The sequence below is a fragment of the Gilliamella sp. N-G2 genome (assembly GCF_002142215.1).
In the GTDB taxonomy this organism is placed as follows: Bacteria; Pseudomonadota; Gammaproteobacteria; order Enterobacterales; family Orbaceae; genus Gilliamella.
Map to the genome: position 1 here is coordinate 20473 of NZ_NAST01000011.1, position 25575 is coordinate 46047.

Sequence of the window (25575 nt, forward strand, 5' to 3'; positions counted from 1 at the left end):
AGTAATTTTATGTACAAACCTATATTGGAAATTGATTTAGGTAAATTAAAAGACAATGCTCGTGTTGAAAAAGAGCTATTGGCTAAACACGGCATTGAAGTAATGGCAGTAAATAAAGTCTTTGACGGTTGTGTGGAGACCGCCAAAGCGGTACTTGATGGTGGCATTGATGTCATCGCCGAATCAAGAACTTACAATTTGAAGAAACTTAAAGACGCTTTAAATTGTAAAACTTGTTTACTACGTAGTCCTTGCTTAAGCGAGATCAGCGAAGTAGTTAAATATGCTGATATTAGCTTGAACAGTGAAAAACAAGTTATCCAAGCACTTTCTGATGAAGCGGTCAAACAGCAAAAAGTCCATCAAGTCCTATTAATGGTTGATATGGGGGATTTGCGTGAAGGTATTTGGTTTGAACATGTCGATGATATTATCGAGACAGTCAAACTTATCCTTTCTCTACCCGGCGTTGAGCTGTATGGGCTGGGTACTAACTTTAATTGCTATGGTACGGTTCTACCAACTGTTAAAAATGGTGTGGACTTTTTACATATAGCGCGTAAAGTAGAGCAAGCTTGTAATATCAAGATCAAGTATCTATCAGCTGGTAACTGTACAAGTTATCATCTGCTTGATAAAGGGATCTGGCCAGAAGGACTTAATCACATCCGAATTGGTGGTTTACATGAGTTTGGTATTGAGTATGTGGATATGAAATATCTTGATGAATTTCATCACTCAAACAAACCTGTCGAAAAAGCTTGTAGTGACATGTATAAATTATATGCACAAATTATTGAGCTTAATAGTAAACCAACGGTTCCTGTCGGTGAGCTAGGTGTTGATGCCTTTTTGAACAGCAAAACTTTTGTTGATCATGGTACTCGCAAACGAGCACTTCTTGCTTTTGGCCGACAAGATGTACCAGCAGAAAGCTGTATACCGATTAATGATAACATTACGGTATTGGGTCAAACTAGCGATCATACTATTGTTGATATCGAAGATGTTTCTGAAACATTACGAGTTGGCGATATGATTGGCTTTGAACTTGATTACACAGCTCTTCTTATGGCTTGCCAAACCAACGGTGTAGAAAAACGGTTTGTTTATTAATATGTATCAGCTGCTGGGCAACCAGCAGCTATTATTGATTACTAGGCGGTTTACATGGCAACATCAGAATCTCAAGAAAGTCCTTATCCCAGTACCTTAAAGAAAAACTTAAAAAATCGTCATTTATTGATGATTTCCTTAGGTGGCTCAATTGGTACTGGATTATTTATTGGTATCGCAGCACCACTTAGCACGGTTGGACCTTTAGGGACCATTATCGCATATCTACTTGCGGGTAGTATTATGCTATCTACTATGCTTTGCTTAGGTGAGCTTTCTTGTGCATTCCCGCATGCGGGTTCTTTTCAACATTATGCATTAATGTTTATACCACATCCTATCTGGAGTTATACCATTGGCTGGTTATATTGGCTAAGCTGGGTGCTGTCTATGGCGGCTGACTTAACTGCAGCTTCTATGATTGCTCATCAAGTTTTTTCCTCTATCCCCATCTACATTCTTAGTCTAATTATTTTAACCGTTATCACTTGTGTCCATTTAACTTCGGTTCGCGCCTTTGGTGAAAGTGAATACTGGTTTTCAACGATTAAAGTATTAGCTATTATTGCGTTTATTGCAGTTGGTATATATCTACTTTATCAACAATATAATCAAACGCATGAGTTACCAACTTTTAAGACAGAGCAGGGTTGGTTTCCTAATGGCTTTTTATCCATCTTTGTCTGTATGACGATTGTTACCTATTCATTTCAGGGCGTGGAATTAATCGGTAGTGCTGCCGGTGAAGCGCAATCACCACAAACGGTATTACCGAAAATTATTACTGGTGTGGCGTTTCGTATCATCTTGTTTTATGTGTTAGCGATAGCCGTATTAGCACTGGTTTATCCTTATGGCACAACACATGATGAGATTAGTCCATTTGTTTGGGTATTTAATAAAGCGGGGATTAACTTTGCTTCCTATGCGATGCTGTTTGTTATCTTTTGTGCGGCGATTTCGGCTGCTAATTCAGCAGTTTATGCTAGTTCGCGAATGCTATGGTCGATGGCTCAGGATAATTTAGCGCCAAAATCTTTTTCAAAAGTGAACAAACGCGGCGTGCCAACCAAAGGAATATTATTTATCGCCATTATTGCCTTAGTTTCGCTATTTTCAAAATATATCGCGGCTGAAAAATTATATCTCTATTTAGTGGCAAGTACCGGACAAGTTGGTTGTTTTGCGTGGATAATTATTGCTTGGTGTCAGTACCAATTTCGCAAAGGTGTGAATCAAGGTAAGTATACTAAAGAGATGATTAAATTTAAATCACCGTTATTTCCTTGGTTAGCGATGATCTCCATTATTGTTAACATCATTATTATTGTTGGCGTATGGTTTGGTGAATCAGGGCATTTTATTTTATTATCAGAAATGCTTTTAATTTTTGTTATCTTAGTTTCATACTACTTTTTTAAAAAACGATATTTAAATAATAGATTAAATTAATCTTATTCTTTATTTATGTAATCACCTAAACTCTCAATTAAAGGTGATTACATACTATCAGTGATAACTATCTTTATATCTATATCTATATCTATCTAAAAGATGGCTGGCCTTACTTATTTTAGGAATGCAGAGACGCCAGTAAAAACAACTTGTGCCGCAATCGCTGATATTAATAATCCGGTGAGTTTTGACAAAATGGCAATACCGGTATTTTTTAACACTTTAGCAATGCTTTTAGCGCATAATAGCATGGCGTAAATACCACTTGAGGCAATCAATAACGAAAGGGCGCCAATCAGATTTTGCATAATACCAACTGAACTCGTCCCCATAACAATGATGGTACCGATAGATGCCGGCCCCATACATAGCGGTATTGCTAATGGCACGACACTAATATCATCATCGTCACTATGAATTTTATTTTTTTCAGGCGAATCATTCATTAATGTCACCGCGGTAATAAACAGTAATGCTCCCGAGCCAATTCTAAATGCGTCGAGTGTAAAACCAAACACGCTAAACATCGCATTACCAAAAAAGAATAGCACAATACCAATAATAAACACCGCACACGATGTTTTAAGTGCAGTTTTACGGCGTTGTTGTTCATCATATTGTTTGGTACCACTTAAAAATGCACTTAACACTGCTGGTGGCGTCATCAATGCAAATAACTTGGTTGTGGTGGCAAGAATCTCAACAAGATAGTTGTCCATAGTGTTACCTTTTTTATCACTAGATATTGCTTGAAATGTGTCAACGATTGTTGGCGGGAATGAACTATAATACCCATAAAAACGGTCACCATAAAGGTGACCATATTTAATTGGATATATTTTAATGTGTATATTAAATATTAACCAATTGGAATTAGTTAAGGCGCTCTTTGATACGCGCTGCTTTACCACGAAGTTCGCGTAAGTAGTAAAGTTTAGCTTGACGTACTTGACCACGACGTTTCACAGTAATTGAATCAACAATTGGTGAGTGAGTTTGGAATACTCGTTCAACACCTTCGCCATTCGAAATTTTACGTACTGTAAATGCAGAATGTAAACCACGATTACGAATTGCTACAACAACACCTTCATATGCTTGAAGACGTTTTTTGTTACCTTCAACAACCCATACTTTAACTTCTACCGTATCACCCGGGCGAAAAGACGGGATGTCTTTTTTCATTTGTTCTTGTTCTAATTGCTGAATAATTGCATTTTTCATAATTTTGTCTCTTACTAGTTATACTGAAATATTATTGGCTCGGTTTATCACGATATTCTTGTTGAAATTCAGTGAGTAAACGTTGCTCTTCATCAGTCAGAGCTAGATTTTCAAGAAGATCTTCTCTTCTCAACCAAGTTCGTCCTAGTGATTGTTTTAATCGCCAACGACGAATCGCTTCATGGTGACCAGACTTTAATACGTCAGGCACCGCCATTCCATCTAACACCTCAGGTCGAGTATAGTGTGGGCAATCAAGTAAGCCGTTAGCAAAAGAGTCTTCTTCTGCTGATGATTCATGATTTAACACACCCGGAATAAATCTGGCTAATGCATCAATCATTGTCATCGCCGGTAATTCACCGCCACTTAACACGTAATCCCCAATTGACCATTCTTCATCAATTTCGGTTTGGATAACGCGTTCATCTATACCTTCGTATCGACCACAAATCAAAATCAACTTTTGATATTGTGACAACTCGCAAACACCTTGTTGGTTTAATTTGCGCCCTTGTGGGGAAAGATAGATTACTTTGGTATCTTCACCTGCTACTGCCTTTGCCGCATGAATTGCATCTCTAAGTGGTTGCACCATCATTAACATGCCGGGACCACCACCATAAGGCCTATCATCGACAGTCTTATGCTTATCATGCGCAAAATCGCGCGGGTTCCAATAATCTACGGTTAACAGCCCATTTTTAACAGCTCGACTAGTTACGCCATAACAGGTAATAGCTTGGAACATTTCGGGAAAAAGGCTAATTACGCCAATCCACATATTCTTACCTTACCAATTAAAAAGCGGGATCCCAATCGACCACAATCATTTTTGTTGTTAAATCAACTTGTTTAATAAATTGTTCTTCAACAAAAGGGATTAAACGTTCTGTTGCTCCAAATGCATCTTTTAGATTTGCTTTAACGACCAATACATCATTAGAACCGGTTTCCATTAAATCAGTTACCTGACCTAAGTCATAACCATTAACTGTTTTTACTCGACAGCTAATGAGATCTTTCCAATAAAAATCACCTTGATTTAATTCAGGTAATTCTTCTGCATCAACAAATACTTCAGCATTCGTTAACGCATTAGCTTGGTCGCGATCATCAATGCCTTTAAGTTTGACAATCATGTCCTGATTATGTGGTTTAAAGCTTTCAACGACTACTTCTTGCCATTTTCCAGCACGCTGGATATACCAAGGTTTGTAATCAAAAATACTATCTGGAAATTCTGTAAACGAAAAAATCCTGAGCCATCCACGAATGCCGTAGCTTGAACCAAGTTTACCAACAACAATTAGATTCTCAGTATTCATCATCACAGTTACTATTACTTAATTAAGCAGCTTTTTGTGCTTGTTTGATCAATGCATTAACACGATCAGAAATAGTTGCACCTAAACCAACCCAGTGATTTACGCGATCAAGATCTAAACGTAATTCTTCTGCTTTACCTTGTGCAATTGGATTAAAAAAGCCAACGCGCTCAATAAAACGACCATCACGTGGGTTACGGCTATCAGTGACAACTACTTGATAAAAAGGGCGCTTTTTAGAGCCACCACGAGCTAAACGAATAGTTACCATAACATCCTCTTAAATTAAAAAATAATCTTTCTTTTGCCCAACATGGACAAAATCAAAGCCCCAGAATTATACTCTTTCTAGCGAAAAGTGCAATGACTGATTGAGTGTGTAGAAGCGTGGTAGTAGCGGTTATCCGCAAGTTTAACCATAAATGAACATAAATTCATCTGGTTAACCAAGCGTATTGCAGACAATTCGCTTAATTGATAATAGTTGGCTTGGTTTACTGAGATATTGCTGTCTAATAGATGGTTTATTTTTAGGACTTTTTACGTCGAAAAGCACGAATTAAGATGTCGAAAAATCCTAATGATTTGACCATTTTTTGGCTATCAACATAGACTCGTATTGCTCTTAATACTTTCTTTGGCTCTTTGGAGGCAAAAGCAAATGTTCCATCTTTTTTGGTTTGTATGGAGTATCGAGATATCCACTTACCTTTAAAAAATACCGAGGCGATTACATAATCGACTTCTTCCCAAGGAATTTGAATATATTTGCGTGGATCACGTTGATGATAGAATTCAAATGCTTTATCGCCAATCATAATGTCGCCATATTCTGAAAATCCTGAAAATGCAGTCGCTTTAACTGTTAAATCTATTTTGGTATTTAATGATTGCACCATTTAATTACTTGTTTCCATTATGCTAATTTGAGTTAGTTATTTCACCCTTTTCCCGTTATTGATGGTGAAAAGGGTGAGTAATGTTTGAGAAAAGTACAATTTTTACTTAAAAAGTGCTCTCCTCAACTTTTTTAGTTAACATTGTTGATGTTATAAAAGACCAACAACGTGACCAATAATACCGACTAAGAATAATCCAAGAATAATTAAAATAGGGGATACTTTTTTACGAAGTAACCACATACATAAGAAAGTTAATAGTAATGGCACCAGTCCAGGTATTAACTGATCTAAGTTATTTTGTAAGGTAGTTACTTTTTCTTGGCTCAGCGCAAGTCCACTTTGCATTTGGATTAATGCTTGGTGAATACCTTCGGCACCAGCGGGTAGTGAATTCCAATCAATAAATGCACCATTATCTAATTTTACTGTTGATACAATAGGTTGGAATTTTATTGATACCCACCTTTGTACCAAAGCTGCCAGGACAAACATCCCTAAGATAGATGCACCTTTAGTGATTTTTTGCAGTAAACCATCACCTAAATTATCGGTAATTTTCGAACCGGTACGGTAACCAAATTCTTGAGTAAGCCACATAAAGGAGCAACGAATAATATTCCAAAGTAAGAAGAATAAAATTGGTCCTAAAATATTACCACTTAAGGCAAGTGAAGCGCCTAATGCACCAAGCATCGGACGAACCGTAAACCAGAATACTGGATCACCAACCCCTGCTAAAGGTCCCATCATCCCCACTTTAACCCCTTGAATAGCGACATCATCAACTGGCGCACCATTAGCACGTTCTTCTTCAAGGGCTAAAGTCACACCAAGTACCGGTGATGCTAAATAAGGGTGAGTATTAAAAAATTCTAAATGACGTTTAAGCGCGGCTGAACGATCTTCTTTTGTGGTATATAATTTTTTGATAGCCGGAATCATTGAATAAACCCAACCACCATTTTGCATACGTTCGTAGTTCCAAGAACCTTGAAGGAAAGTTGAACGCCAAGCTACCGCTAAACGGTCTTTTTTGCTTAATTGAATTTTATCTGTCATGTTCTTCTCCAAGTTCTTAGTAATCATTCAAAATATCATCAAGTGGATCGCCTTTGTTACCACCATTTGATGAATTGCCGCGTTCAGAAAGATTTAGATAAATCAGTGCTAAAGCAATACCTAACGCACCTAGTGCAATCAAGGTTAATTGTGATATCGCGGCAACGACAAAACCGATAATGAAAAATGGCCAAACTTCGCGGTTTGCCATCATATTGATTACCATAGCATAACCAACAGCAACCACCATACCGCCACCAATAGCCATACCAGTTGTTAACCATTCAGGCATTGAGTTTAACGCTCCCTTAACTGCATCGGCAGGAATAAACAATAGTGCTGCTGCTGGGATTGCGATACGTAAACCTTGTAAACAAACCCCTAATATTTGCAATAATTCGATTCTACGAATATTACCTTGTTCTGCTGCGGCGTCCATTAAATGCACTAATGGCACGGCAATAGTTCGTACGATCATCGTTAAAAATAGACCAGCAACCGCAAGTGGGATAGCAATAGCGATAGCTGTGTTCACCCCAGCTTCACCTTGTCCACCAAGTACTAAAATAATTGACGAAGCAACGGCAGCAAGTGCGGCATCAGGAGCAACGGCGGCACCAATATTTGCCCAACCTAGTGCTATCATCTGTAATGCGCCACCTAACATAACACCCGCATCTAGATTTCCTGTTACAAGACCAATTAATGAACAAGCAACTAATGGTTGATGAAACTGGAATTGATCCAAAATACCTTCCATCCCCGCTAGGAACGCAATAACTATCACTAAAATGATAGCAATAATCGATAAAGTCATAATAATAACCTCTTAATTAAACTAATTTTTCTGTCCGGCTAATTCTTGTTTCGCTTTCTTTAATAATTCATCCATATTATCGTTAGAATCATTAGGTACTTTGCGAACGTCAAATTTCACATTTTTCGCTTTTAATTTTTCGAATGCGTCAACATCTTCAGTACTCATAGATAGCACTTTATTGACCATTACCTTGCCAACAGAGTGCGCCATCGAACCCACATTTAATGTTTGAATATCAACGCCACCTTCGATAGCACGAAGTACATCTTCCGGGTTTTCGAAAAGTAATAAAGCTTTAGTGTTACCAAAACGAGGATCATTCGCAACTTCGATGATTTTTTTAATTGGCACGACATTAGCTTTAACTCCAGGAGGTGCAGCTTCTTCAATCAGTTTTTTTCTTAACTCATCTTTGGCTACTGAATCAGAAACTACGATAATCCGATTAGGATTAGTAGCTTTAGTCCAAGACGTCGCCACCTGACCATGTAATAAGCGCGAATCAACACGAGCTAATACTATTTTCAACTTACCATCACCTAACACAGTACCTTCTGGGATAGTATTTGATTGTTGGTTGTTTACTTGTGGTTTAGCCGCAATTTCAATAGTTGTTCGAATTCCTTCCTGAGCTGACTCTATAATTGCTGTAGCCACTTGTTTGGCACTATCCATGGATAAACGTGATGAATAGGCTTCGATCAGCATAGGAAGGTTCAAGCCAGCAACGATAGCCCAATTTGGGTGTTTGCCACAGAGTGTATTGGCTTGATTAAATGGCGTTCCACCCCATAAATCAACTAAAAACAGTACTTCGTTTTGGTTATCGAAAGTAGCTATTGCTGCTAGCATCCGTTCTTTTAAACTTTCTGGACTATCACTTGGGTGCAAGGTAACGGCTTTAACGTTTTCTTGCTCGCCAAATATCATCGTCCCTGATTGTAAAATACCTTCAGCAAACTCACCATGAGTTGCTAGGATAATTCCAACCATAACGTACCTCCTAGGTTTCTATATTATTGCTAATATAAAGTTAATAAAATAAAGCAAAGTAATTTTATTTTAGTTAACAAAATAAGCTATTACCTTGATCTGTATCAAAGATTAATAACAATAATTGTCAACTGATTAAATAATCTTCATTTAACTAACATATAAAAACTATGTCATACTTTCTAAGACTACTGCTCAATAAGAGAATAAATTAGGTATTATTTTGTACTAATGTTTTACGAATGAAGCCATTATTTTGTTCGAGTTTTGTTTTTGCTTGCTGAGCGGTTATTCCGGCAAGAATCATTAAAATAGCTGTTTTACAATGTTGATTACATTGATTTAACGTTGTTATAGCTGTATCTCGGTTGCAATCGGTGGCTTGCATAACAATTGATATTTGCCGTTCAACAAGCTTAGCATTAGTGGCTTCAACATCAACCATTAAATTACCATAAACTTTGCCGATTCTAATCATACTGGCTGTTGTTAACATATTGAGGATCATCTTTTGTGCAGTGCCGGCTTTCATTCTTGATGAACCGGTAATGACTTCGGCTCCGACAATAGGGGTAATAGCAATATTAGCCAAATTAATCATTGGTGCATTAGGGTTGCAACATAAACTTACCACTGTAGCGCCAAGTGATTTTGCATATTGCATGCCTCCAATAACATAAGGTGTGCGACCACTTGCTGCGATCCCCACTAAAATATCTTTATCAGTAAAATTAATGTGTTTTAGATCATTAATTGCCAATTCGGGTAAATCTTCTGCATTTTCGACAGCTTTAAATATGGCAGGATGCCCGCCAGCGATTAATCCAACCACTTGTTCAGGAGCTGTTCCATAAGTAGGCGGACACTCGCTGGCATCTAAAATTCCCAATCGACCTGAGGTGCCGGCACCAAGGTAGATTAAACGGCCATGATTTAGGAATGCATCGCTGATTGCATCCACGGCATTAGCGATGTAGGTAAGTTGTTTTTCGACTGCGAGTGCCACTTGTTTATCTTCATTATTGATAATTTGTAGAATTTCAATTGTGGATGCGCAGTCAATATTTTCGCTCGCATTGTTGCGATTTTCGGTGACCATAGCCGATAAATTAATGTTTGGCATGTGATTTTAACCCTAACCATACAAAAGCAATAAGAATAGCAAATAGCATACCAAAACCGACGCCAATTGTAATGACTGATAATCCACAAGCGACAGCTAAGGTATAAGCACTTAACATAATCATCATTGCGCTATACTCGCTTAAGTTCTGTATTGAAATCACACTTCCGGCACCGACAAGCTCTTTACCAATTTTTTGAATTAGTGCATTTAGTGGCACTAAAAAATAACCGCCTAATGCACCAATAACAACTAATAATATATAAGAGCTAATCATATTACTTTGTAACGTGAATGCGATGACGGCAAATCCCATTAATATCCCAGCTGGAATACAACGTAATGTATTCGAAATTGAAACCAAAGCACTAGCCAATGCCGCACCAATAACAATACCTATTGCTACAACAGCATTTAGATTCGTTGGAGTTGAATTGTCGGTAATACCTAAAACAATTGGTACCCAGCTGATTAATAAGAAACGCAGAGTAATGCCTGCACCCCAAAATAGACTGGTACCAAGTAAAGTATAAAGGGCTTGTTTATTATTGAAGATGATTTTGATGGTTTTAGCGAAATCTTTTATCATACTTATCAACTTCCACTCAATATCTTGTCGAGCAGCTGGTAATTTGGGAATAAAAATATTTGCTATTACCGCTAGTCCATACATAACAACACAAGTAAGCAACGCTAAAGTAATATCTAAATCAGCAATATGGCCACCGGCAAGTGAACCAAGCAAAATAGCTGCAATGGTTGACGCTTCTATTAAGCCATTCGCTTTAACTAAATTATCGCCGGAAGTGAGTTCTCCTAAAATACCATATTTTGCTGGCGAGTAACCGGCTGCGCCAACACCGACTAAAAAATAGCCTAAAAATGGATTGATATTTAAGCAGATAATCGCTGCACCTAATAATTTAACCCCATTTGCAATCATCATCGCTTTACCTTTCGACATACTGTCAGCAAATTGACCAACAAAAGGAGAAAGAAGGATAAAAGGAATTACAAAACCGATTTGCAATGCTGATTGGCTCCATTCTGGATAATGGAGCTGCTTAATAAAAGCAAGGATAGCAAAAAAAATTGCATTGTCAGCAAAGGCTGAAAAAAACTGAGCTAGCATGGTCGCTGCCATGCCAACTGATAACAATGGTTGTTTAGACATATCGAATCCTTGCTGTTATTGATTCTCATCGGCCATTTTGCGTAAGGTAATAAAATCGATTTTACCTGTACCCAATAATGGTAACTCTTTAACAACACGAATATCTCGAGGGATCGTTAATGCCGGAATACCTAAATCCTGCGCTGCTTGATTCAGCTGTTCCCTAGTTAATTTAGTCGAGGTTGTAAATAGCACAATAGCCTCTCCTTTGGCTGCATCGGCTTTTACGGTTGCGCCATGCATGGCATCAACATCGACCTTTTTAGCTAAAGCTTCAACACTTTCAAGTGAGACCATTTCGCCAGCAATTTTTGCGAAACGTTTTAATCGACCTTTGATAGTTAAAAATTCATCTTTATCAATTGCAACGATATCACCGGTATCATACCAACCTTTATCCACATTACCATTTTCATCAATAGCAACAGGCTCTTCGAGTACCCCTGGTTTTTCAACCCGTAAGTACCCCTTCATTACGTTAGGGCCTTTAAGTTGTAGCTCTCCGCCATTGCTAATGCCTGAAACGGGTATTAATCTTGACTCCATGCCCGGTAATAAACGACCAACAGTACCAGCTTTAAATGCCATCGGCACATTAAGAGCAACAACTGGTGCACATTCGGTTACACCATAACCTTCTAAGATTCGAATACCGTATTTATCTTTCCATTGTTCACGCACCGCATCAGAAAGTTTTTCAGCACCAGCAACTACGTAGCGTAAACGCATAAAATCGTATGGATGTGCATAACGGGCGTAGTTGGCTAAAAATGTTGGTGTTCCAAATAACACCGTACAGTTTTGGTCATAAATGATTTCCGGTACCATACGATAATGTAATGGATTTGGATATAAAAACGTACGACTGCCAGAGAACAACGGTAAAAATAAGCCTGCGGTAATGCCAAAGGCGTGGAAAAGAGGTAATGCCGACATAAAACGGTCAGCAGGCGTTGGATCGATAACAGTACGAATTTGTTCGACATTAGCCAATAAACTGCCATGGCTATGGACAACCCCTTTCGGATTACCTTCTGAGCCTGAAGTAAATAGAACTAAAGCCTCATCTTGACTTGATTGTCGTCGTTTAACTAACCGAGGAATGTATTGATGCACTACAACATATAGTTTATCAAAAAAGTTCAAACTATTACGCAAGTCTTCAAGGAAATACCAATTTACATCGTTAATTTCTTCTAATAAGTAATCAAGCTTACCTTTTTTAATAAATTTACGTGAAGTGATAATGGTTTTTATTTCAGCTGCAGTAATTGCACAGGTCAATCCTTTAGTACCTGCCGTGTAGTTGAGCATTGCTGGAATACGGTTTTTAACTGATAAACCAAAAATAGTGGCAACAGTAATTGTTGCATTGGGTAATAATAGGCCAACTCGTTCTTTCGGTTTGGTAATTTTAGAAATAATACAACTTACACCGATAATCTGCTTAAGTAAGTTTCGATAGGAGGCTTCATGAGTGGTAGGGTCTTGAACCATTCGTGATTTTACGCCATAACGAACTTGAGCTTCGAGTAGAGCTTCAAAAAGGGTTAATTTAGGGCGACTTGCCATTCTGGCATTCATCATAATTTGATGTAATTTTTCGCCTGCAATATATCTTCGATCACTTGCTTTTGCTGCGTCAGGCATTGGAATTGATTTTGGTTCCAATACATTAATAGTAATTTTTGGAAATAGACGACGTTTAAATAGACCTTTTAAGCGACTGGTTAAGGTGAATTCGGCACCTTCTATCCAAACGGGTACAATGGTCGCCTGAGAACGTGCCGCAACAAATGCCGCACCGTCATAAATCTTCATTAATGATCCGGTTATGGTAATTCGACCTTCCGGAAAAATAACAATTGGTCGGCCTTTTTCAATTTCACGGACCAATTTTTTTATTGCCATAGGACTTAATGGATCCATTGGCACAAAATCGACATAGCGTTTGGCTAAACGAACTAGCCAGTGATTAATATATCCTGCGTAGATAGCAAATACTGGTTTTACTGGTAAAAATACGCCGATTAAAACGCCATCTAGAAAGGAAACATGATTAGGGGTGATAAGAAGTCTGTCTTGTTTTAGGTTATCAAGATTACCTTGAATCTTGACATGGAATAAAATCTTTAAAAAAAATTTTAATATTTTAAATAACATCTGATTTCTCAATTTCCGTGCAAAATTGCACTCTGTCATGATAGTGAAAATTATTGCAATATACAAGAAGCTAAATTTCAATTGAATTTAATTGTTATTAAACAATTTGTTATGCGAGTTTTCTAGTTCTAAATATTAATTAATAGACAATAAATAGTAAAAAAGTAAAATAAAAGTTAAATAACAGTAAGGAATGAAAATGTTAATTTTAACAGCTCAAGATATCCAACAATTTTATACCATGGAAGATGCTGTAGCAGCAGATAAACAAGCATTAAAAATTTATACTCAGGGTAATAGTGAAGTACCTTTACGTATCAACTTTGATATGCAAAAAGGACAATGCCTAGTTATGCCAGCTCATATTAAAGAAAATGATGTTGTTGGATTAAAGATTGTCTCGGTTTTTCCTGATAATCCTAAATTGGGCAAACCATCAGTTCCGGCACAAGTGTTTATGATCGAGCCTCAAACGGGCGAAGTTTGTGCGATATTAGATGGAACCTTTGTTACGCAATTGCGAACCGGTGCGGTACAAGGTGCTGCTACGGATTTATTAGCTAAAAAAGATGCTAAAAGAGCAGTATTAATTGGTACTGGTGGGCAAGCTGCTGCACAATTAGAAGCTATGTTAACGGTACGGCAGTTAACCGATGTAGCTATTTATGGACTTGATGCCAAAAAAGGCAAACAATTTACTGAAGAGATGAAAAAACGATTTTGCCATTTTTCAACTAACTTCTATTTTTCACAAGATTTGGATGAAGATATTCGCCATGCTGATATTATTACTTCAGTGACTACATCAAAAGAAGTGACTTTCAATGGTGAGCTAGTCAAACCCGGAACTCATATCAATGGTGTAGGTGCTTACACTCCCGAGATGCACGAAATCCCAAGTAATATAGTGGCAAAAGCAGATATTCGTGTACTTGATACTCAAGATGGTGTATTTGCTGAAGCTGGTGATATTATCGACCCAATTAATCAAAATTTAGTAACAAAACAAGATTTTTATGAATTGGGAGATTTAGTTATCGATCCGCAAAAATGTCGTCAAAACGATCAGCAAATCACGTTATTTAAAACAGTGGGAACGGCAGTTTTAGATGTCTATGTCGGTTATGATATTTATCAGAAAGCTAAACAAAAGGCTATTGGAACTACTATCTAATAATTCTTTTAAACCCCAAATCACCCCTTAACAAAAAATTTGAAAAAGGGGTTTTTAATGTCTAAAATTGGTATTAATAGTGTTTCTTATGAGTATTAACAATAAGTTAGTTCTATAAAATAAAAAATTATAGGAAAGGGTTTTTTAGCGCTTAAAATCGTCGTTAATGGTATTACTTATTAACATCAACAATAGATTAGCCATTATCAATAAAATCATGCGAGGTAAGAGCGGCTCTAAGATCGAAACTTAGCTTTTCAGCTCTTCTTTTTGTGAACGCCCTAATAATGACATAGCTGCCTGTTTTGGATCTTTATGTTCATAAAGTACTTTATAGATTTGTTCAGTAATAGGCATATCGACGTGATATTTTTGTGCTAATGACCAAACTTCTTTGGTATTTCTACAGCCTTCAACCACTTGAGCAATGATTTCTTGTGCTTCTTGAATTGATTTGTTTTGACCTAGTAAAATACCAAAACGACGATTTCGAGACTGATTATCGGTACAGGTTAGTACCAAATCACCTAATCCTGCCATCCCCATAAAAGTGGCGGGATCGGCACCAAGTGCTTCTCCTAATCGCATCATTTCAGCCAATCCACGAGTGATTAATGCTGTTCTGGCATTAGCACCAAAACCAAGTCCATCAGACAATCCAGCACCAATGGCAATCACATTTTTGACTGCTCCGCCAAGTTGAACACCGATAAAATCTTTACTGCTGTATACTCGAAACGATTTACTACAATGGAATAAATTTTGTAGTTCTGTTAAAAATTGTTCATCAGTTGAGGCAACAGTAACTGCAGTGGGTAAACCAGATGCCACTTCTTTAGCAAATGTAGGACCAGAAATAACCGCTAATGGAATTTTGTCACCTAAAACTTCGCGTGCAACATCTTGTAATAATCGTCCAGTATCAACTTCAAGCCCTTTTGTTGCCCAAACAATTTTACTATCCTTTCTTAACAATGGTTTTATTTGTTTAAGAATACTACCAAACGCATGGCTAGGTACAACAATAAGTAAAATAGGTGCAGCAGCAACAGCAGTGGCTAAATCAGCTTCAATTTGCAGTTGCTCTGGGAAAGGGATATCAGGCAAAAACTGTCTATTTTGTCTATCATGCTGCAAAATAGCCATCTTATCTGGGTTATGTCCCCACAATAAAGTTTCATGGCCATTACGTGCTAGTAATATAGCTAGTGAGGTTCCATAAGAACCGGCACCAATTACAGTCACTGCAGCATCTTTACTCATATATAATCCAATAGACTCGATTAACCAAACAATTACAATTATTGTAAGGTTTCAGTTGCACTATTTTGCGCTTGTTGTTCTTGTTGTTGTAAATAGTTAATGAACAATGCTTCAAAATTTACTGGCTCTAAATTAACTTGTGGGAATGTCCCTTTATTCACTAGGCTTGAAATAACTTCACGCGCATAAGGGAATAAAATGTTTGGACAATAAGCACCAACACAATGTTGAATTTGTGCATCATCAAAACCAATAAGAGAGAAAATTCCTGATTGGGTAACTTCACAAATATACACAACTTCTTCTTGCTGTTTTACCGTTACGGTAACACGTAAAGAAACTTCATGCACTTCATCACTTAATGCTTGTGATGATGAATTTAGCTCTAAATTCATTTCTGGTTGCCACTGCTTAGTAAAAATTTCAGGGACGTTATTGGTTTCAAAAGAAACATCTTTAGTGTAAATACGTTGAATTGCAAATTGTGTTTCTGGTTGTTGTGTATTGTTTTGTTCTGTCATGATAAAACCTTATTTTAAAATTATATTATTTTCTAACTAATGGTAAGTTTTCGCCGTTCCAACCAGCAATACCATCTTTTAATGTAAATACATGTAAAAAACCTTGTTTGACTAATACTTCACCAATACCAGCTGATGTTAAGCCATTTTCATCAATCACAATAATGATATTTTCTTTAAATTTTTCTATAGTTTTCGCACTAGCATTCTTTATATCAACGGGTAGGATGTTATGTGATTCAGTAATATGCCCTTTTTTGAAGCTATCTGCTGAACGAATATCAATAATAACCGCATCTTGTTTATTGATCATATTAATTGCTTGCGCATTATTAATTATTTTCACTTTTGACAATTTACTTTTTACAGTTAATACAATGATTGCAACAAATAACACAACCCAACCTAATGAAAGAAGAAGATGATTTTTGACAAAAGGTATAATTTCGAGCGTAACAAAGTCCATACTTTTATGATTACCTAATTTATTAAAAATAAGATAGGATTATAACGATATTGTCTACTGAAATACAGAGCTAAAGGGAGAAATCTTATTTTAAGTTGATAAGATCTAAAGAATTCTAAGGAGAGAATTAATGTTATTTAAACGATTTATCTTACTGCCATTTCTTTTAATTACTGTAATACCGTCTGTTTTAGCTGATCTAAATAATTTAGCGATAAATAAAACCGCAAACCTAGATGAAAATATGCAAATAACCGATGAGCCATTACTGTTTGACCCAAATTTAACCTGTCGAAATTTTTTTCTGGAAATTGATGCTAATGCACCTGATTATTTTCAATATTATGATTGTCAAATGCAAGATGAAGGTCAAACATGGCCGATAACAGTAATTTATAAAGTTGACGGTAAATATGCTAAGCAAGCCCACCAATATTTGATTAAAACTATGGGAATGGGGGACCTGAAATATTTATGCTGTTATTGGGAACAACAAAATCCAGTAATGATCGTTAATCCAAAGAATAACTTATTATATGAGGTGTCGTTTTCTTCAGGCGAAACACTCAAACGTGATTGGGATGAAACGACTTTTTATTTAACCATAACCGGTTTTCGAAGATTCGATATATAACTTAGTAAAGAAGCGTCACCAATTAACTACTTTGTCATGGAGCAAAAGTGTGGCATAAATGGTTTATGTAACATTTTGGTGCATTGTTTTGGTGCTTTATGCATTATCATGGTGCATTAATACTTTTTCTGCTATTATTTAATCACTAAAACCGTCTAAAATGGTTAATGAAAAACTGGCATCATATTTGCATATAATCTAATAAATAGGCAAAATGCCTTTAAACTGAACAATTATTATATGTCCTCAATGGAGAAGCTACATGTCTACACAAAAAGTTTTAACGCTAATAAAAGAAAACGATGTTAAGTTTGTTGATTTACGTTTTACTGATACTAAAGGTAAAGAACAACACGTTACAATTCCTGTAAGTCAAATCGACGCAGATTTTTTTGAAGATGGTAAAATGTTTGATGGCTCTTCCATTGCTGGTTGGAAAGGCATTAACGAATCAGATATGGTTTTAATGCCAGATGCATCAAGCGCAGTAATTGATCCATTTTTTGAAGATGTAACATTAAATATTCGTTGTGACGTTTTAGAACCAGCGACTTTACAAGGTTATGACCGTGACCCTCGTTCAATTGCTAAACGTGCTGAAGAGTTTTTAAAATCATCAGGTATTGCTGATACCGTTATTTTTGGACCAGAACCTGAGTTTTTCTTATTTGATGATGTTCGTTTTGGATCGCCAATGTCTGGTAGCTTTGTTCATATTGATGATATCGAAGCAGCTTGGAACTCTGGTACTAAATACGAAGAAGGTAATAAGGGGCATCGTCCTGGCGTTAAAGGTGGTTATTTCCCACTTCCACCTGTTGATTCATCACAAGATATTCGTTCTGAAATGTGTTTAATCATGGAACAACTTGGTTTAGTAGTTGAAGCGCATCACCATGAAGTTGCAACTGCTGGGCAAAATGAGATTGCTTGCCGTTTCAATACATTAACTAAAAAAGCTGATGAAGTTCAAATCTATAAATATGTTGTCCAAAATGTAGCTCATAATTATGGTAAAACAGCGACATTTATGCCAAAACCAATGTTTGGTGATAACGGATCTGGTATGCATTGTCACCAATCACTCGCCAAAGATGGCGTAAATCTTTTTGCTGGTGATAAATATGCTGGACTTTCTGAAATGGCGTTATTCTATATTGGTGGTATTATCAAACACGCTAAAGCAATTAATGCTTTTGCTAACCCAGCAACTAACTCCTATAAACGTTTAGTTCCAGGTTATGAAGCACCAGTTATGCTTGCATATTCTGCGCGTAACCGTTCTGCATCAATTCGTATCCCTGTGGTTACTAGCCCTAAAGCGCGTCGTATTGAAGTTCGCTTCCCAGATCCGGCGGGTAATCCATACTTATCATTTGCAGCACAATTAATGGCTGGTTTAGATGGGATTATCAATAAGATTCATCCGGGTGATGCGATGGATAAAAACTTATATGACTTACCACCAGAAGAGTCTAAATTAATTCCACAAGTTGCAGGTTCACTTGAAGAAGCGCTAAATGCTTTAGATGCCGATCGTGAATTCTTAACTCGTGGTAATGTGTTTACTAATGACACTATTGATGCATATATTGAATTAAAACGCCAAGATGTTGATCGTGTACGTATGACTCCACATCCGGTTGAATTTGAATTGTACTATAGCCTATAAGTCATTATTTTACTATTTGAAGTGTTAACCACCGCTATTTGGCGGTGGTATCTAAAGAGAACGGAGTGCCTACGATGACTTTTGATAATGAATCTGATGCGAATCTTGTTCTCGACTCAATTATAACTAATATTTTATTACTTGATAAAAAACTCAATATTGTTTACGCCAATTCGGCGGCACAACAGTTACTATCCCAAAGTTCGAAAAAAATATTTGATAGTTATCTTCCCGATTTATTGGGGTATTTTTCACTAGATCTTGAATTGATGCAAAATGCCTTGGATCAAAACCAAAGTTTTACTGATAGTGAAGTAAATCTAGTGATAAACAATGAATTGCATATTTTATCACTGACGGCGCAATTATTAGTTAATGGTCGCATTTTGATCGAAATGGCACCATTAAATAGTCATAAAAAGTTAAGTCAAGAGCAATTACAGCAAGCGCAACAGAATGCCGCGCGTGAACTCGTTCGTGGACTTGCGCATGAAATTAAAAATCCATTAGGCGGGCTTAGAGGTGCAGCACAATTGTTATCGCGTGAACTGCCTAAAAATGAGTTACAAGATTATACACAAATTATTATTGAACAAGCAGATAGATTAAGAAATCTTGTTGATAGATTATTAGGTCCGCAACAACGATTACAGCAAACACAACAGAATATTCACCAAGCCATAGAGCGAATTTATGCCTTGTTGTGTTTAGAAAAACCGTCAAATGTTGAGATTATTCGCGATTATGATCCTAGTTTGCCGGAACTGGTACATGACTCCGAGCAGATCGAGCAAGTAGTTTTAAATATCGTCCGTAATGCGATACAAGCGATTGGTTCAAAAGCGGGTTCTATCACAATTAGGACGCGAACAGCATTTCAGGTCACTTTACATGGTCAACGTTATCGACTTTGTGCGCGCATTGATATTGAAGATAATGGCCCAGGGGTTCCAGTACATATTCAAGATACGTTGTTTTATCCGATGGTCAGTGGTTATGAAGGTGGCAATGGTATAGGGTTATCGATAGCGCATAATATTATCGATCAGCACCATGGTAAGATTGAATTTAACAGCTGGCCGGGACACACTGAGTTTTCTATCTATTTGCCAATCAAACAATGAGGTTAATTAAAATGAATGTTTGGATTGTTGATGATGATAGTTCGATTAGATGGGTGCTAGAAAAAGCACTTACCAATGCGCATTTTAATTGCATCAGCTTTTCAAGTGGTCAAGAAGTGATTGATGCTTTAGTTAATCATCCGCAAAAACCTGCCGTAATATTATCCGACATTAAAATGCCGGGGATCGATGGGTTATCTTTACTTAATTATATCAAAGAACAAATGCCCAATTTGCCAGTGATTATTATGACGGCTCATTCGGACCTTGATGCGGCGGTGAATGCTTATCAAAAAGGGGCTTATGATTATATTCCTAAGCCTTTTGATGTCGATGAGGTCATTCAACTAGTCGAACGGGCTATTTCACACAATCAAAGCAATAAACCGAGTAATCCTTCTAGTAATAAAGCCTCTACGGGTATTATTGGTGAAGCCCCTTCAATGCAGGAAGTATTTCGTATTATCGGCCGACTTTCCAAATCCTCTATTAGTGTGTTAATTAATGGTGAATCCGGAACAGGTAAGGAGTTAGTGGCCAAAGCACTGCATACTCATAGTCCACGTTCACACTCCCCCTTTATTGCACTCAATATGGCTGCTATACCTAAGGATTTAATTGAATCTGAATTGTTTGGTCATGAAAAAGGTGCATTTACCGGTGCCGCCCAAATCAGGCACGGTCGTTTTGAACAAGCCAATGGTGGAACCCTGTTTTTAGATGAAATTGGTGATATGCCGTTAGATGTGCAGACGCGATTATTAAGAGTGCTTGCTGACGGCCAATTTTATCGTATTGGTGGATATTCACCGGTTAAGGTTGATGTGCGTATTATTGCCGCTACTCATCAGGATCTTCAAGCAAGAGTAAGAGAGGGTAAATTTAGAGAAGATTTATTCCATCGCTTAAATGTTATTCGCATTTTATTACCGCCACTACGAGATAGAGCACAAGATATTCCCAAACTGGCGGAACATTTTTTACGTACAACAGCGAAAGAGTTAGGTGTGGAGAGTAAAGTGCTAAGTCCTGATGCACTTAATCTGTTATGTATGTTTAATTGGCCGGGCAATGTTAGACAATTGGAAAATGTCTGCCGTTGGGTCACCGTGATGTCGTCAAACAGTGAAATTTTTGTTCAAGATTTGCCTCCTGAGCTATTACAGTCATCAGCACCTGCTACAGAGGTTAATTATGATATAAGTACCAATTCTCATATATTACCTGAAACCGATTGGAAAGTGATGTTAGAACAGTGGGCTAAGCAAGCACTATTAGCCGGTCAAACGGGTATATTGACACAAACTGTTACTGATGTTGAACGGATTTTATTGAAATGTGCACTTAGTTTTACCCGTGGTCATAAACAAGATGCGGCTAACCTGTTAGGTTGGGGGCGAAACACTTTAACTAGAAAGCTTAAAGAGTTAGCTGACGTACCTAAAAACGGGCATTAATTGACAGAAAATAGCTCAATAATTAGCCATAAATTTAACCTTATTAGCTGATACTTTTATCAGCTTATTTATTATTGATTTTTTTGTTTATCAAAGTTTACCAAAGCTCATTGAACACTTATTTATTTTTAGTTACAATTCAGTGCAAATGATAATTATTCTATTTATCATTTACGCGCTTTTGAACTAAGCTAATAATTAGGAGTTACAATGTTTTCATCTATTAAAGTTAAATTTTTAGTATTACTGACCGCTTTATTTGCCTTGGTTGGTTGTGATGATAAAAAAGAAGCACCTGCCGCTAATAAAACATCAATAACAATCGAACATTCTCAAGGTAAAACCGACGTTCCTGAGAATCCGAAAAAAGTGGTGGTATTTAATACTGCAACACTTGATATTATTGATGCATTAAATATTCCTGTTACCGCGGTTCCCCAATCTGATGTACATTTCCCCGAGTTTTTATCTAAATATGCTGATAAAACTTATACCAATGTTGGTACTTTATTTGAACCAAATTATGAAGTATTAAGTTCATTACAACCGGATGTCATTATTGCCGGTGGGCGCGCCAATGATGTCTATAAAAAATTGAGTGATATTGCACCGACAATTTCGCTTGATATTGATCCTAATAATTTTGTGGCTAGCTTAACCGAGCGTACGGAACAATTAGGTACTATTTTTGCTAAACAAGCAGAGGCAAAAAAATTAATTGATGATTTTAATAAAAAAATTGAAGGCTTAAAATCAAAAACCAGCACTGCGGGAACCGCTTTAGTGATTATGGTTAATGGCGGTAAAATGTCAGCTTATGGCCCTAAATCACGTTTTGGCTTTATTTTTGATGTGTTAGGATTTAAACCTGCAGCAACATTTCAAGAAGCGGGTCGTCATGGTAATGCTGTTACTTCTGAATTTGTGTTAAGCGTTAATCCACAATGGTTATTTGTACTTGATAGAGATAACGCAATTGGCAATAAAGAAGCGCAATCGGCACAACAAGTTTTAGATAATGAATTGATTCAAAAGACCGATGCATGGCAACAAAACCACATCGTGTATTTAGATTCTACTTCTATGTATATCTCAGGCGGTATTCAAACTTATAGTCGTTTGATGGATCAAATAAGTGATGTATTACAAAAAACATCAGCTAATTAATCTAAACCATGTTTAAAACGGTATACTTTATTGCTGGCATTGTTGTTTTATTCGCAATGTCTGCATTAAGCCTATTTATTGGTGCTGGGCATGTCACGTTAGCCGATTTATGGTCTGACAGTAATATGCTACAAATATTTTTTGTTAGCCGAGTACCAAGAACGGTGGCATTGCTATTAGCCGGTAGCGCAATGAGCGTGGCTGGCTTAATTATGCAACTACTTACCCAAAATCGATTCGTGGAACCCTCATTAGTTGGTACTACTCAATCAGCTAGCCTTGGCTTATTAGTGATGATGGTACTGGCGCCGGGTACAAGTGTGATGATGAAAATGGTGGTAGCTAGCTTATTTGCCATGGCTGGTACGATGCTATTTATGTTCATCTCGCGAAAAATAATCTTTAAATCTGCGTTGATGGTGCCCCTTATTGGGATTATGCTTGGCGCAGTAATTAGTGCAATTTGTACTTTTTTTGCCATGTATTTTGATTTATTGCAATCACTCGGAGGTTGGGAATCGGGTGACTTTTCAGGTATTTTGCAAGGTCGCTATGAATTATTATGGTTAGTCGGTGCTATAACCTTACTTGCTTGTTGGAGTGCTGATCGCTTTACGGTTGCTGGTTTAGGGCGAGATTTCTCTGTCAATGTTGGACTTAATTATAATCGAGTAATGTTAACCGGTCTGGTGGTGATTGCGTTGATAGGTGGGATAGTGGTTGTGGTTGTTGGCGTCTTACCATTTTTAGGATTAATTGTTCCCAATATTGTTAGTTTATTATTTGGCGATAATGTTCGCAAAACTATTCCTTGGATCTGTTTATTTGGTAGTGGACTTGTTTTGTTATGCGACATCATTGGACGAGTGATTCGTTATCCATTCGAAATTCCTGTCAGTGTTATTCTTGGTGTAGTTGGGGCTGTTATTTTTTTAGTGTTGTTGAGTAAAAAACGCCATGCGAGTTAATCAAAAACGCCATATTTCTAATCGAAAAACTGTACTACTTTTACTGGCTATTGCCACTTTTTGTGTTGTTTTTTTTATGACATTTAATTTGAAAGGTAATATTAGTTACATTTTGACACATCGTGCTTGGATCGTGTTAACCATGATTTTAGTCGCCTTTTCCGCGGCAACTTCGACATTGCTTTTCCAAACCGTTACCAATAATCGAATTTTAACGCCTTCAATAATGGGGTTTGAGTCGTTGTTTGTATTGATTCAAACTGTAGTGATATTTTTTATTGATGCACAAGGTATTCCTTATATTGGCATTGTCGGTAAATTCATCTTTGAGTCATTACTATTGATTTTATTTTCTCTATTTCTGTATCGAGGATTATTTACCAAACTTAAACAGAATCTGCACTTAGTTTTATTAATCGGTATTATTTTAGGGACACTGTTCCGTAGCTTTTCTAATTTGTTACAACGATTAATGACGCCAACGGAATTCGCAGTTTTGCAAAGCCGAATATTTGCAACTTTTACTCGCGCTGAACCGGTATTGATTGTCTTTTCATTAGTTATCGCCACCACAATTGGTCTATTTTTATGGCGAATGCGGTTCCGGTTCGACGTATTAGCCTTAGGGCGGGATAATGCAATAAATCTTGGTATCGACTATCAAAAAAGTGTCACCATTATTTTATTGTTGGTCTCAGTGTTAGTTTCAATATCGACCACATTAGTAGGTCCTTTTACGTTTTTAGGCCTACTTATTGCCAATTTAGCTTATAGTATTAGTGGATCAAGCCAACATCGTTTTTTATTGCCAACAGCATTTTTGTTAGGGGTTATATTTCTGGTCGGTGGACAGATGTTTTTAGAGCATGTTTTAAATATGGTCGGCGCACTATCCATTGTCATTGAGTTTATTGGTGGTTCATTGTTCATCTTCTTAATTTTGAAAAAGGTACCGATGTGATAGAAATTGATAATGTTAGTAAAAAATATCAAACCATACCGGTTTTAAAAAATGTGAATGCGACCATATCCCAAGGTGGTGTTACCGCCATCATCGGTCCAAATGGTGCTGGTAAATCGACATTATTATCAATTATTAGTCGTCTATTATTGGCTGATGAAGGACAAGTAAAAATTCAGAATATGGATGTGGTTAATACCCCGAGTGACAAACTGGCTACCTACTTATCAGTATTAAGACAAGAGAACCGTTTTACTAGCCGATTAACTGTTTTTGAACTGGTCGGTTTTGGCCGTTATCCCTATTCAAAAGGGCGATTAAATCAAGACGATTTAGCGCATATTCATCGAGCACTCGAATTCTTAAATCTTACAGAATATAAAGATCGCTTTTTAGATGAGCTTTCTGGTGGACAACGACAACGAGCTTATGTTGCCATGGTGCTATGTCAAGATACTGATTATGTATTACTTGATGAGCCATTAAATAACCTCGATATGAAACACGCGGTCGCCATGATGAAACAGTTGCGACGAGCAGCTGATGAGCTTGGTAAAACCATCGTTATTGTTATTCATGATATTAATTTTGCTTCTGTTTATTCTGACTATATTTTAGCGATGAAAGATGGTCAACTTGTTTATCAAGGTAGCCCTAAACAAATTATGAATTCAACCATTTTAGAGGAAATTTTTGATACCCCAGTGAAAATAGAAAATATTTATAATCAAAAAATTGCTATTTATTATTAGTATCTAATTCTTTTAACAGAAATGATTTAGACAATAGTTAGATCCTTTTTGTTATATTT

The 25575-nt window shown here is 36.9% G+C and carries 25 protein-coding genes and 2 pseudogenes; 11 read left to right on the forward strand and 16 right to left on the reverse strand.

Annotated elements, in window-relative coordinates; translation table 11 throughout:
- Window positions 1–9: 9 nt before the first annotated feature.
- Together B6C99_RS06570 and B6C99_RS06575 are read left to right on the forward strand one after the other, a co-directional pair.
- On the forward strand, window positions 10–1116 hold the full coding sequence (locus B6C99_RS06570; protein WP_086359116.1) for an alanine/ornithine racemase family PLP-dependent enzyme: 1107 nt from the start codon (window positions 10–12) through the stop codon (window positions 1114–1116).
- A 54-nt stretch (window positions 1117–1170) separates the two neighbouring features.
- Window positions 1171–2568: an amino acid permease gene (locus B6C99_RS06575; protein WP_216819407.1), complete on the forward strand. Its 1398-nt coding sequence runs from the start codon at window positions 1171–1173 to the stop codon at window positions 2566–2568.
- Window positions 2569–2684: 116 nt separating this feature from the next.
- Here B6C99_RS06575 and B6C99_RS06580 read toward each other — a convergent pair whose 3' ends face one another.
- The 13 genes and pseudogenes from B6C99_RS06580 to aas all read right to left on the reverse strand — a co-directional run bounded on the left by B6C99_RS06580 (window position 2685) and on the right by aas (window position 13357).
- Entirely contained in the window at window positions 2685–3290 is a 606-nt protein-coding gene (locus B6C99_RS06580; RefSeq protein WP_086359117.1) for a MarC family protein, read from the reverse strand.
- A gap of 154 nt (window positions 3291–3444) precedes the next feature.
- On the reverse strand, window positions 3445–3795 hold the full coding sequence (gene rplS / locus B6C99_RS06585; RefSeq protein ID WP_025314641.1) for a 50S ribosomal protein L19: 351 nt from the start codon (window positions 3793–3795) through the stop codon (window positions 3445–3447).
- A 31-nt stretch (window positions 3796–3826) separates the two neighbouring features.
- Window positions 3827–4579 (reverse strand): tRNA (guanosine(37)-N1)-methyltransferase TrmD, encoded by a 753-nt coding sequence (gene trmD / locus B6C99_RS06590; RefSeq protein WP_086359118.1) that lies wholly within the window; start codon window positions 4577–4579, stop codon window positions 3827–3829.
- Window positions 4580–4595: 16 nt separating this feature from the next.
- On the reverse strand, window positions 4596–5126 hold the full coding sequence (gene rimM / locus B6C99_RS06595; protein WP_086359119.1) for a ribosome maturation factor RimM: 531 nt from the start codon (window positions 5124–5126) through the stop codon (window positions 4596–4598).
- A gap of 19 nt (window positions 5127–5145) precedes the next feature.
- Complete coding sequence (gene rpsP / locus B6C99_RS06600) at window positions 5146–5394, reverse strand: 30S ribosomal protein S16 (RefSeq protein ID WP_086359120.1); 249 nt, start codon at window positions 5392–5394, stop codon at window positions 5146–5148.
- A 259-nt stretch (window positions 5395–5653) separates the two neighbouring features.
- On the reverse strand, window positions 5654–6022 hold the full coding sequence (locus tag B6C99_RS06605) for a DUF956 family protein (RefSeq protein WP_086359121.1): 369 nt from the start codon (window positions 6020–6022) through the stop codon (window positions 5654–5656).
- Window positions 6023–6172: 150 nt separating this feature from the next.
- Entirely contained in the window at window positions 6173–7084 is a 912-nt protein-coding gene (locus B6C99_RS06610; RefSeq protein WP_086359122.1) for a PTS system mannose/fructose/sorbose family transporter subunit IID, read from the reverse strand.
- A gap of 16 nt (window positions 7085–7100) precedes the next feature.
- Window positions 7101–7901, reverse strand: coding sequence for a PTS mannose/fructose/sorbose transporter subunit IIC (locus B6C99_RS06615; protein WP_034883163.1), 801 nt, complete (start codon window positions 7899–7901; stop codon window positions 7101–7103).
- 21 nt (window positions 7902–7922) lie between these two features.
- Window positions 7923–8465, reverse strand: a pseudogene (locus B6C99_RS13670) (PTS system mannose/fructose/N-acetylgalactosamine-transporter subunit IIB); the annotation flags it as partial.
- 65 nt (window positions 8466–8530) lie between these two features.
- Window positions 8531–8897, reverse strand: a pseudogene (locus B6C99_RS13675) (PTS sugar transporter subunit IIA); the annotation flags it as partial.
- A 211-nt stretch (window positions 8898–9108) separates the two neighbouring features.
- Window positions 9109–10020 (reverse strand): N-acetylmuramic acid 6-phosphate etherase, encoded by a 912-nt coding sequence (gene murQ / locus B6C99_RS06625; protein WP_086359124.1) that lies wholly within the window; start codon window positions 10018–10020, stop codon window positions 9109–9111.
- Entirely contained in the window at window positions 10007–11194 is a 1188-nt protein-coding gene (lplT, locus tag B6C99_RS06630) for a lysophospholipid transporter LplT (RefSeq protein ID WP_086359125.1), read from the reverse strand. Before lplT ends, murQ begins: the two co-directional genes overlap by 14 nt.
- A 15-nt stretch (window positions 11195–11209) precedes the next feature.
- Window positions 11210–13357, reverse strand: coding sequence for a bifunctional acyl-ACP--phospholipid O-acyltransferase/long-chain-fatty-acid--ACP ligase (gene aas / locus B6C99_RS06635; protein WP_086359126.1), 2148 nt, complete (start codon window positions 13355–13357; stop codon window positions 11210–11212).
- A gap of 199 nt (window positions 13358–13556) precedes the next feature.
- Here aas and B6C99_RS06640 point away from each other — a divergent pair, with 199 nt between their 5' ends.
- The gene (locus tag B6C99_RS06640) at window positions 13557–14531 is read left to right on the forward strand and encodes an ornithine cyclodeaminase family protein (protein WP_086359127.1); all 975 of its coding nucleotides are present in this window, start codon (window positions 13557–13559) and stop codon (window positions 14529–14531) included.
- Window positions 14532–14780: 249 nt separating this feature from the next.
- Here B6C99_RS06640 and gpsA read toward each other — a convergent pair whose 3' ends face one another.
- The 3 genes from gpsA to B6C99_RS06655 are packed head-to-tail and all read right to left on the reverse strand — an operon-like array spanning window position 14781 to window position 16781.
- Complete coding sequence (gene gpsA, locus B6C99_RS06645) at window positions 14781–15794, reverse strand: NAD(P)H-dependent glycerol-3-phosphate dehydrogenase (protein ID WP_034900767.1); 1014 nt, start codon at window positions 15792–15794, stop codon at window positions 14781–14783.
- A 38-nt stretch (window positions 15795–15832) separates the two neighbouring features.
- A complete protein-coding gene (gene secB / locus B6C99_RS06650) occupies window positions 15833–16315 on the reverse strand; it encodes a protein-export chaperone SecB (protein WP_086359128.1) in 483 nt (160 codons plus the stop codon).
- Between the two features lie 25 nt (window positions 16316–16340).
- Window positions 16341–16781, reverse strand: a complete 441-nt coding sequence (locus B6C99_RS06655; RefSeq protein ID WP_086359129.1) for a rhodanese-like domain-containing protein — start codon at window positions 16779–16781, stop codon at window positions 16341–16343.
- A gap of 130 nt (window positions 16782–16911) precedes the next feature.
- On the opposite strand from B6C99_RS06655, the gene B6C99_RS06660 reads away from it, so the two are divergent.
- The 8 genes from B6C99_RS06660 (at window position 16912) to B6C99_RS06695 (ending at window position 25516) form a co-directional block, all read left to right on the forward strand.
- Window positions 16912–17415 carry a DUF4952 domain-containing protein gene (locus B6C99_RS06660; RefSeq protein ID WP_086359130.1) on the forward strand — a complete coding sequence of 168 codons (504 nt, stop codon included), beginning with the start codon at window positions 16912–16914 and terminating at the stop codon, window positions 17413–17415.
- A 262-nt stretch (window positions 17416–17677) separates the two neighbouring features.
- The gene (gene glnA / locus B6C99_RS06665; protein ID WP_086359131.1) at window positions 17678–19087 is read left to right on the forward strand and encodes a glutamate--ammonia ligase; all 1410 of its coding nucleotides are present in this window, start codon (window positions 17678–17680) and stop codon (window positions 19085–19087) included.
- A 74-nt stretch (window positions 19088–19161) separates the two neighbouring features.
- Window positions 19162–20211, forward strand: a complete 1050-nt coding sequence (gene glnL / locus B6C99_RS06670) for a nitrogen regulation protein NR(II) (RefSeq protein ID WP_086359132.1) — start codon at window positions 19162–19164, stop codon at window positions 20209–20211.
- A gap of 11 nt (window positions 20212–20222) precedes the next feature.
- Entirely contained in the window at window positions 20223–21668 is a 1446-nt protein-coding gene (gene glnG / locus B6C99_RS06675; RefSeq protein WP_216819408.1) for a nitrogen regulation protein NR(I), read from the forward strand.
- A gap of 210 nt (window positions 21669–21878) precedes the next feature.
- Window positions 21879–22835 (forward strand): siderophore ABC transporter substrate-binding protein, encoded by a 957-nt coding sequence (locus B6C99_RS06680; RefSeq protein ID WP_086359134.1) that lies wholly within the window; start codon window positions 21879–21881, stop codon window positions 22833–22835.
- An 8-nt stretch (window positions 22836–22843) separates the two neighbouring features.
- Window positions 22844–23803, forward strand: a complete 960-nt coding sequence (locus tag B6C99_RS06685) for an ABC transporter permease (RefSeq protein WP_086359135.1) — start codon at window positions 22844–22846, stop codon at window positions 23801–23803.
- Entirely contained in the window at window positions 23793–24764 is a 972-nt protein-coding gene (locus B6C99_RS06690) for an iron chelate uptake ABC transporter family permease subunit (RefSeq protein WP_086359136.1), read from the forward strand. The genes B6C99_RS06685 and B6C99_RS06690 overlap by 11 nt, the downstream gene beginning before the upstream one ends.
- Window positions 24761–25516, forward strand: a complete 756-nt coding sequence (locus B6C99_RS06695) for an ABC transporter ATP-binding protein (protein ID WP_086359137.1) — start codon at window positions 24761–24763, stop codon at window positions 25514–25516. The genes B6C99_RS06690 and B6C99_RS06695 overlap by 4 nt, the downstream gene beginning before the upstream one ends.
- Window positions 25517–25575: the final 59 nt, after the last annotated feature.

Excerpts from the sequence above, each read along its gene's own strand:
- B6C99_RS06660 (WP_086359130.1), top strand. The coding sequence starts at position 16,912 with ATGTTATTTAAACGATTTATCTTACTGCCATTTCTTTTAATTACTGTA.
- glnG (WP_216819408.1), top strand. The coding sequence starts at position 20,223 with ATGAATGTTTGGATTGTTGATGATGATAGTTCGATTAGATGGGTGCTA.
- B6C99_RS06690 (WP_086359136.1), top strand. The coding sequence starts at position 23,793 with ATGCGAGTTAATCAAAAACGCCATATTTCTAATCGAAAAACTGTACTA.
- lplT (WP_086359125.1), bottom strand. The coding sequence starts at position 11,194 with ATGTCTAAACAACCATTGTTATCAGTTGGCATGGCAGCGACCATGCTA.
- B6C99_RS06615 (WP_034883163.1), bottom strand. The coding sequence starts at position 7,901 with ATGACTTTATCGATTATTGCTATCATTTTAGTGATAGTTATTGCGTTC.
- rpsP (WP_086359120.1), bottom strand. The coding sequence starts at position 5,394 with ATGGTAACTATTCGTTTAGCTCGTGGTGGCTCTAAAAAGCGCCCTTTT.
- B6C99_RS06640 (WP_086359127.1), top strand. The coding sequence starts at position 13,557 with ATGTTAATTTTAACAGCTCAAGATATCCAACAATTTTATACCATGGAA.
- B6C99_RS06570 (WP_086359116.1), top strand. The coding sequence starts at position 10 with ATGTACAAACCTATATTGGAAATTGATTTAGGTAAATTAAAAGACAAT.
- gpsA (WP_034900767.1), bottom strand. The coding sequence starts at position 15,794 with ATGAGTAAAGATGCTGCAGTGACTGTAATTGGTGCCGGTTCTTATGGA.
- B6C99_RS06655 (WP_086359129.1), bottom strand. The coding sequence starts at position 16,781 with ATGGACTTTGTTACGCTCGAAATTATACCTTTTGTCAAAAATCATCTT.
- rimM (WP_086359119.1), bottom strand. The coding sequence starts at position 5,126 with ATGATGAATACTGAGAATCTAATTGTTGTTGGTAAACTTGGTTCAAGC.
- B6C99_RS06610 (WP_086359122.1), bottom strand. The coding sequence starts at position 7,084 with ATGACAGATAAAATTCAATTAAGCAAAAAAGACCGTTTAGCGGTAGCT.
- trmD (WP_086359118.1), bottom strand. The coding sequence starts at position 4,579 with ATGTGGATTGGCGTAATTAGCCTTTTTCCCGAAATGTTCCAAGCTATT.
- secB (WP_086359128.1), bottom strand. The coding sequence starts at position 16,315 with ATGACAGAACAAAACAATACACAACAACCAGAAACACAATTTGCAATT.
- rplS (WP_025314641.1), bottom strand. The coding sequence starts at position 3,795 with ATGAAAAATGCAATTATTCAGCAATTAGAACAAGAACAAATGAAAAAA.
- B6C99_RS06680 (WP_086359134.1), top strand. The coding sequence starts at position 21,879 with ATGTTTTCATCTATTAAAGTTAAATTTTTAGTATTACTGACCGCTTTA.
- murQ (WP_086359124.1), bottom strand. The coding sequence starts at position 10,020 with ATGCCAAACATTAATTTATCGGCTATGGTCACCGAAAATCGCAACAAT.
- B6C99_RS06580 (WP_086359117.1), bottom strand. The coding sequence starts at position 3,290 with ATGGACAACTATCTTGTTGAGATTCTTGCCACCACAACCAAGTTATTT.
- aas (WP_086359126.1), bottom strand. The coding sequence starts at position 13,357 with ATGTTATTTAAAATATTAAAATTTTTTTTAAAGATTTTATTCCATGTC.
- B6C99_RS06685 (WP_086359135.1), top strand. The coding sequence starts at position 22,844 with ATGTTTAAAACGGTATACTTTATTGCTGGCATTGTTGTTTTATTCGCA.
- B6C99_RS06575 (WP_216819407.1), top strand. The coding sequence starts at position 1,171 with ATGGCAACATCAGAATCTCAAGAAAGTCCTTATCCCAGTACCTTAAAG.
- glnL (WP_086359132.1), top strand. The coding sequence starts at position 19,162 with ATGACTTTTGATAATGAATCTGATGCGAATCTTGTTCTCGACTCAATT.
- B6C99_RS06605 (WP_086359121.1), bottom strand. The coding sequence starts at position 6,022 with ATGGTGCAATCATTAAATACCAAAATAGATTTAACAGTTAAAGCGACT.
- glnA (WP_086359131.1), top strand. The coding sequence starts at position 17,678 with ATGTCTACACAAAAAGTTTTAACGCTAATAAAAGAAAACGATGTTAAG.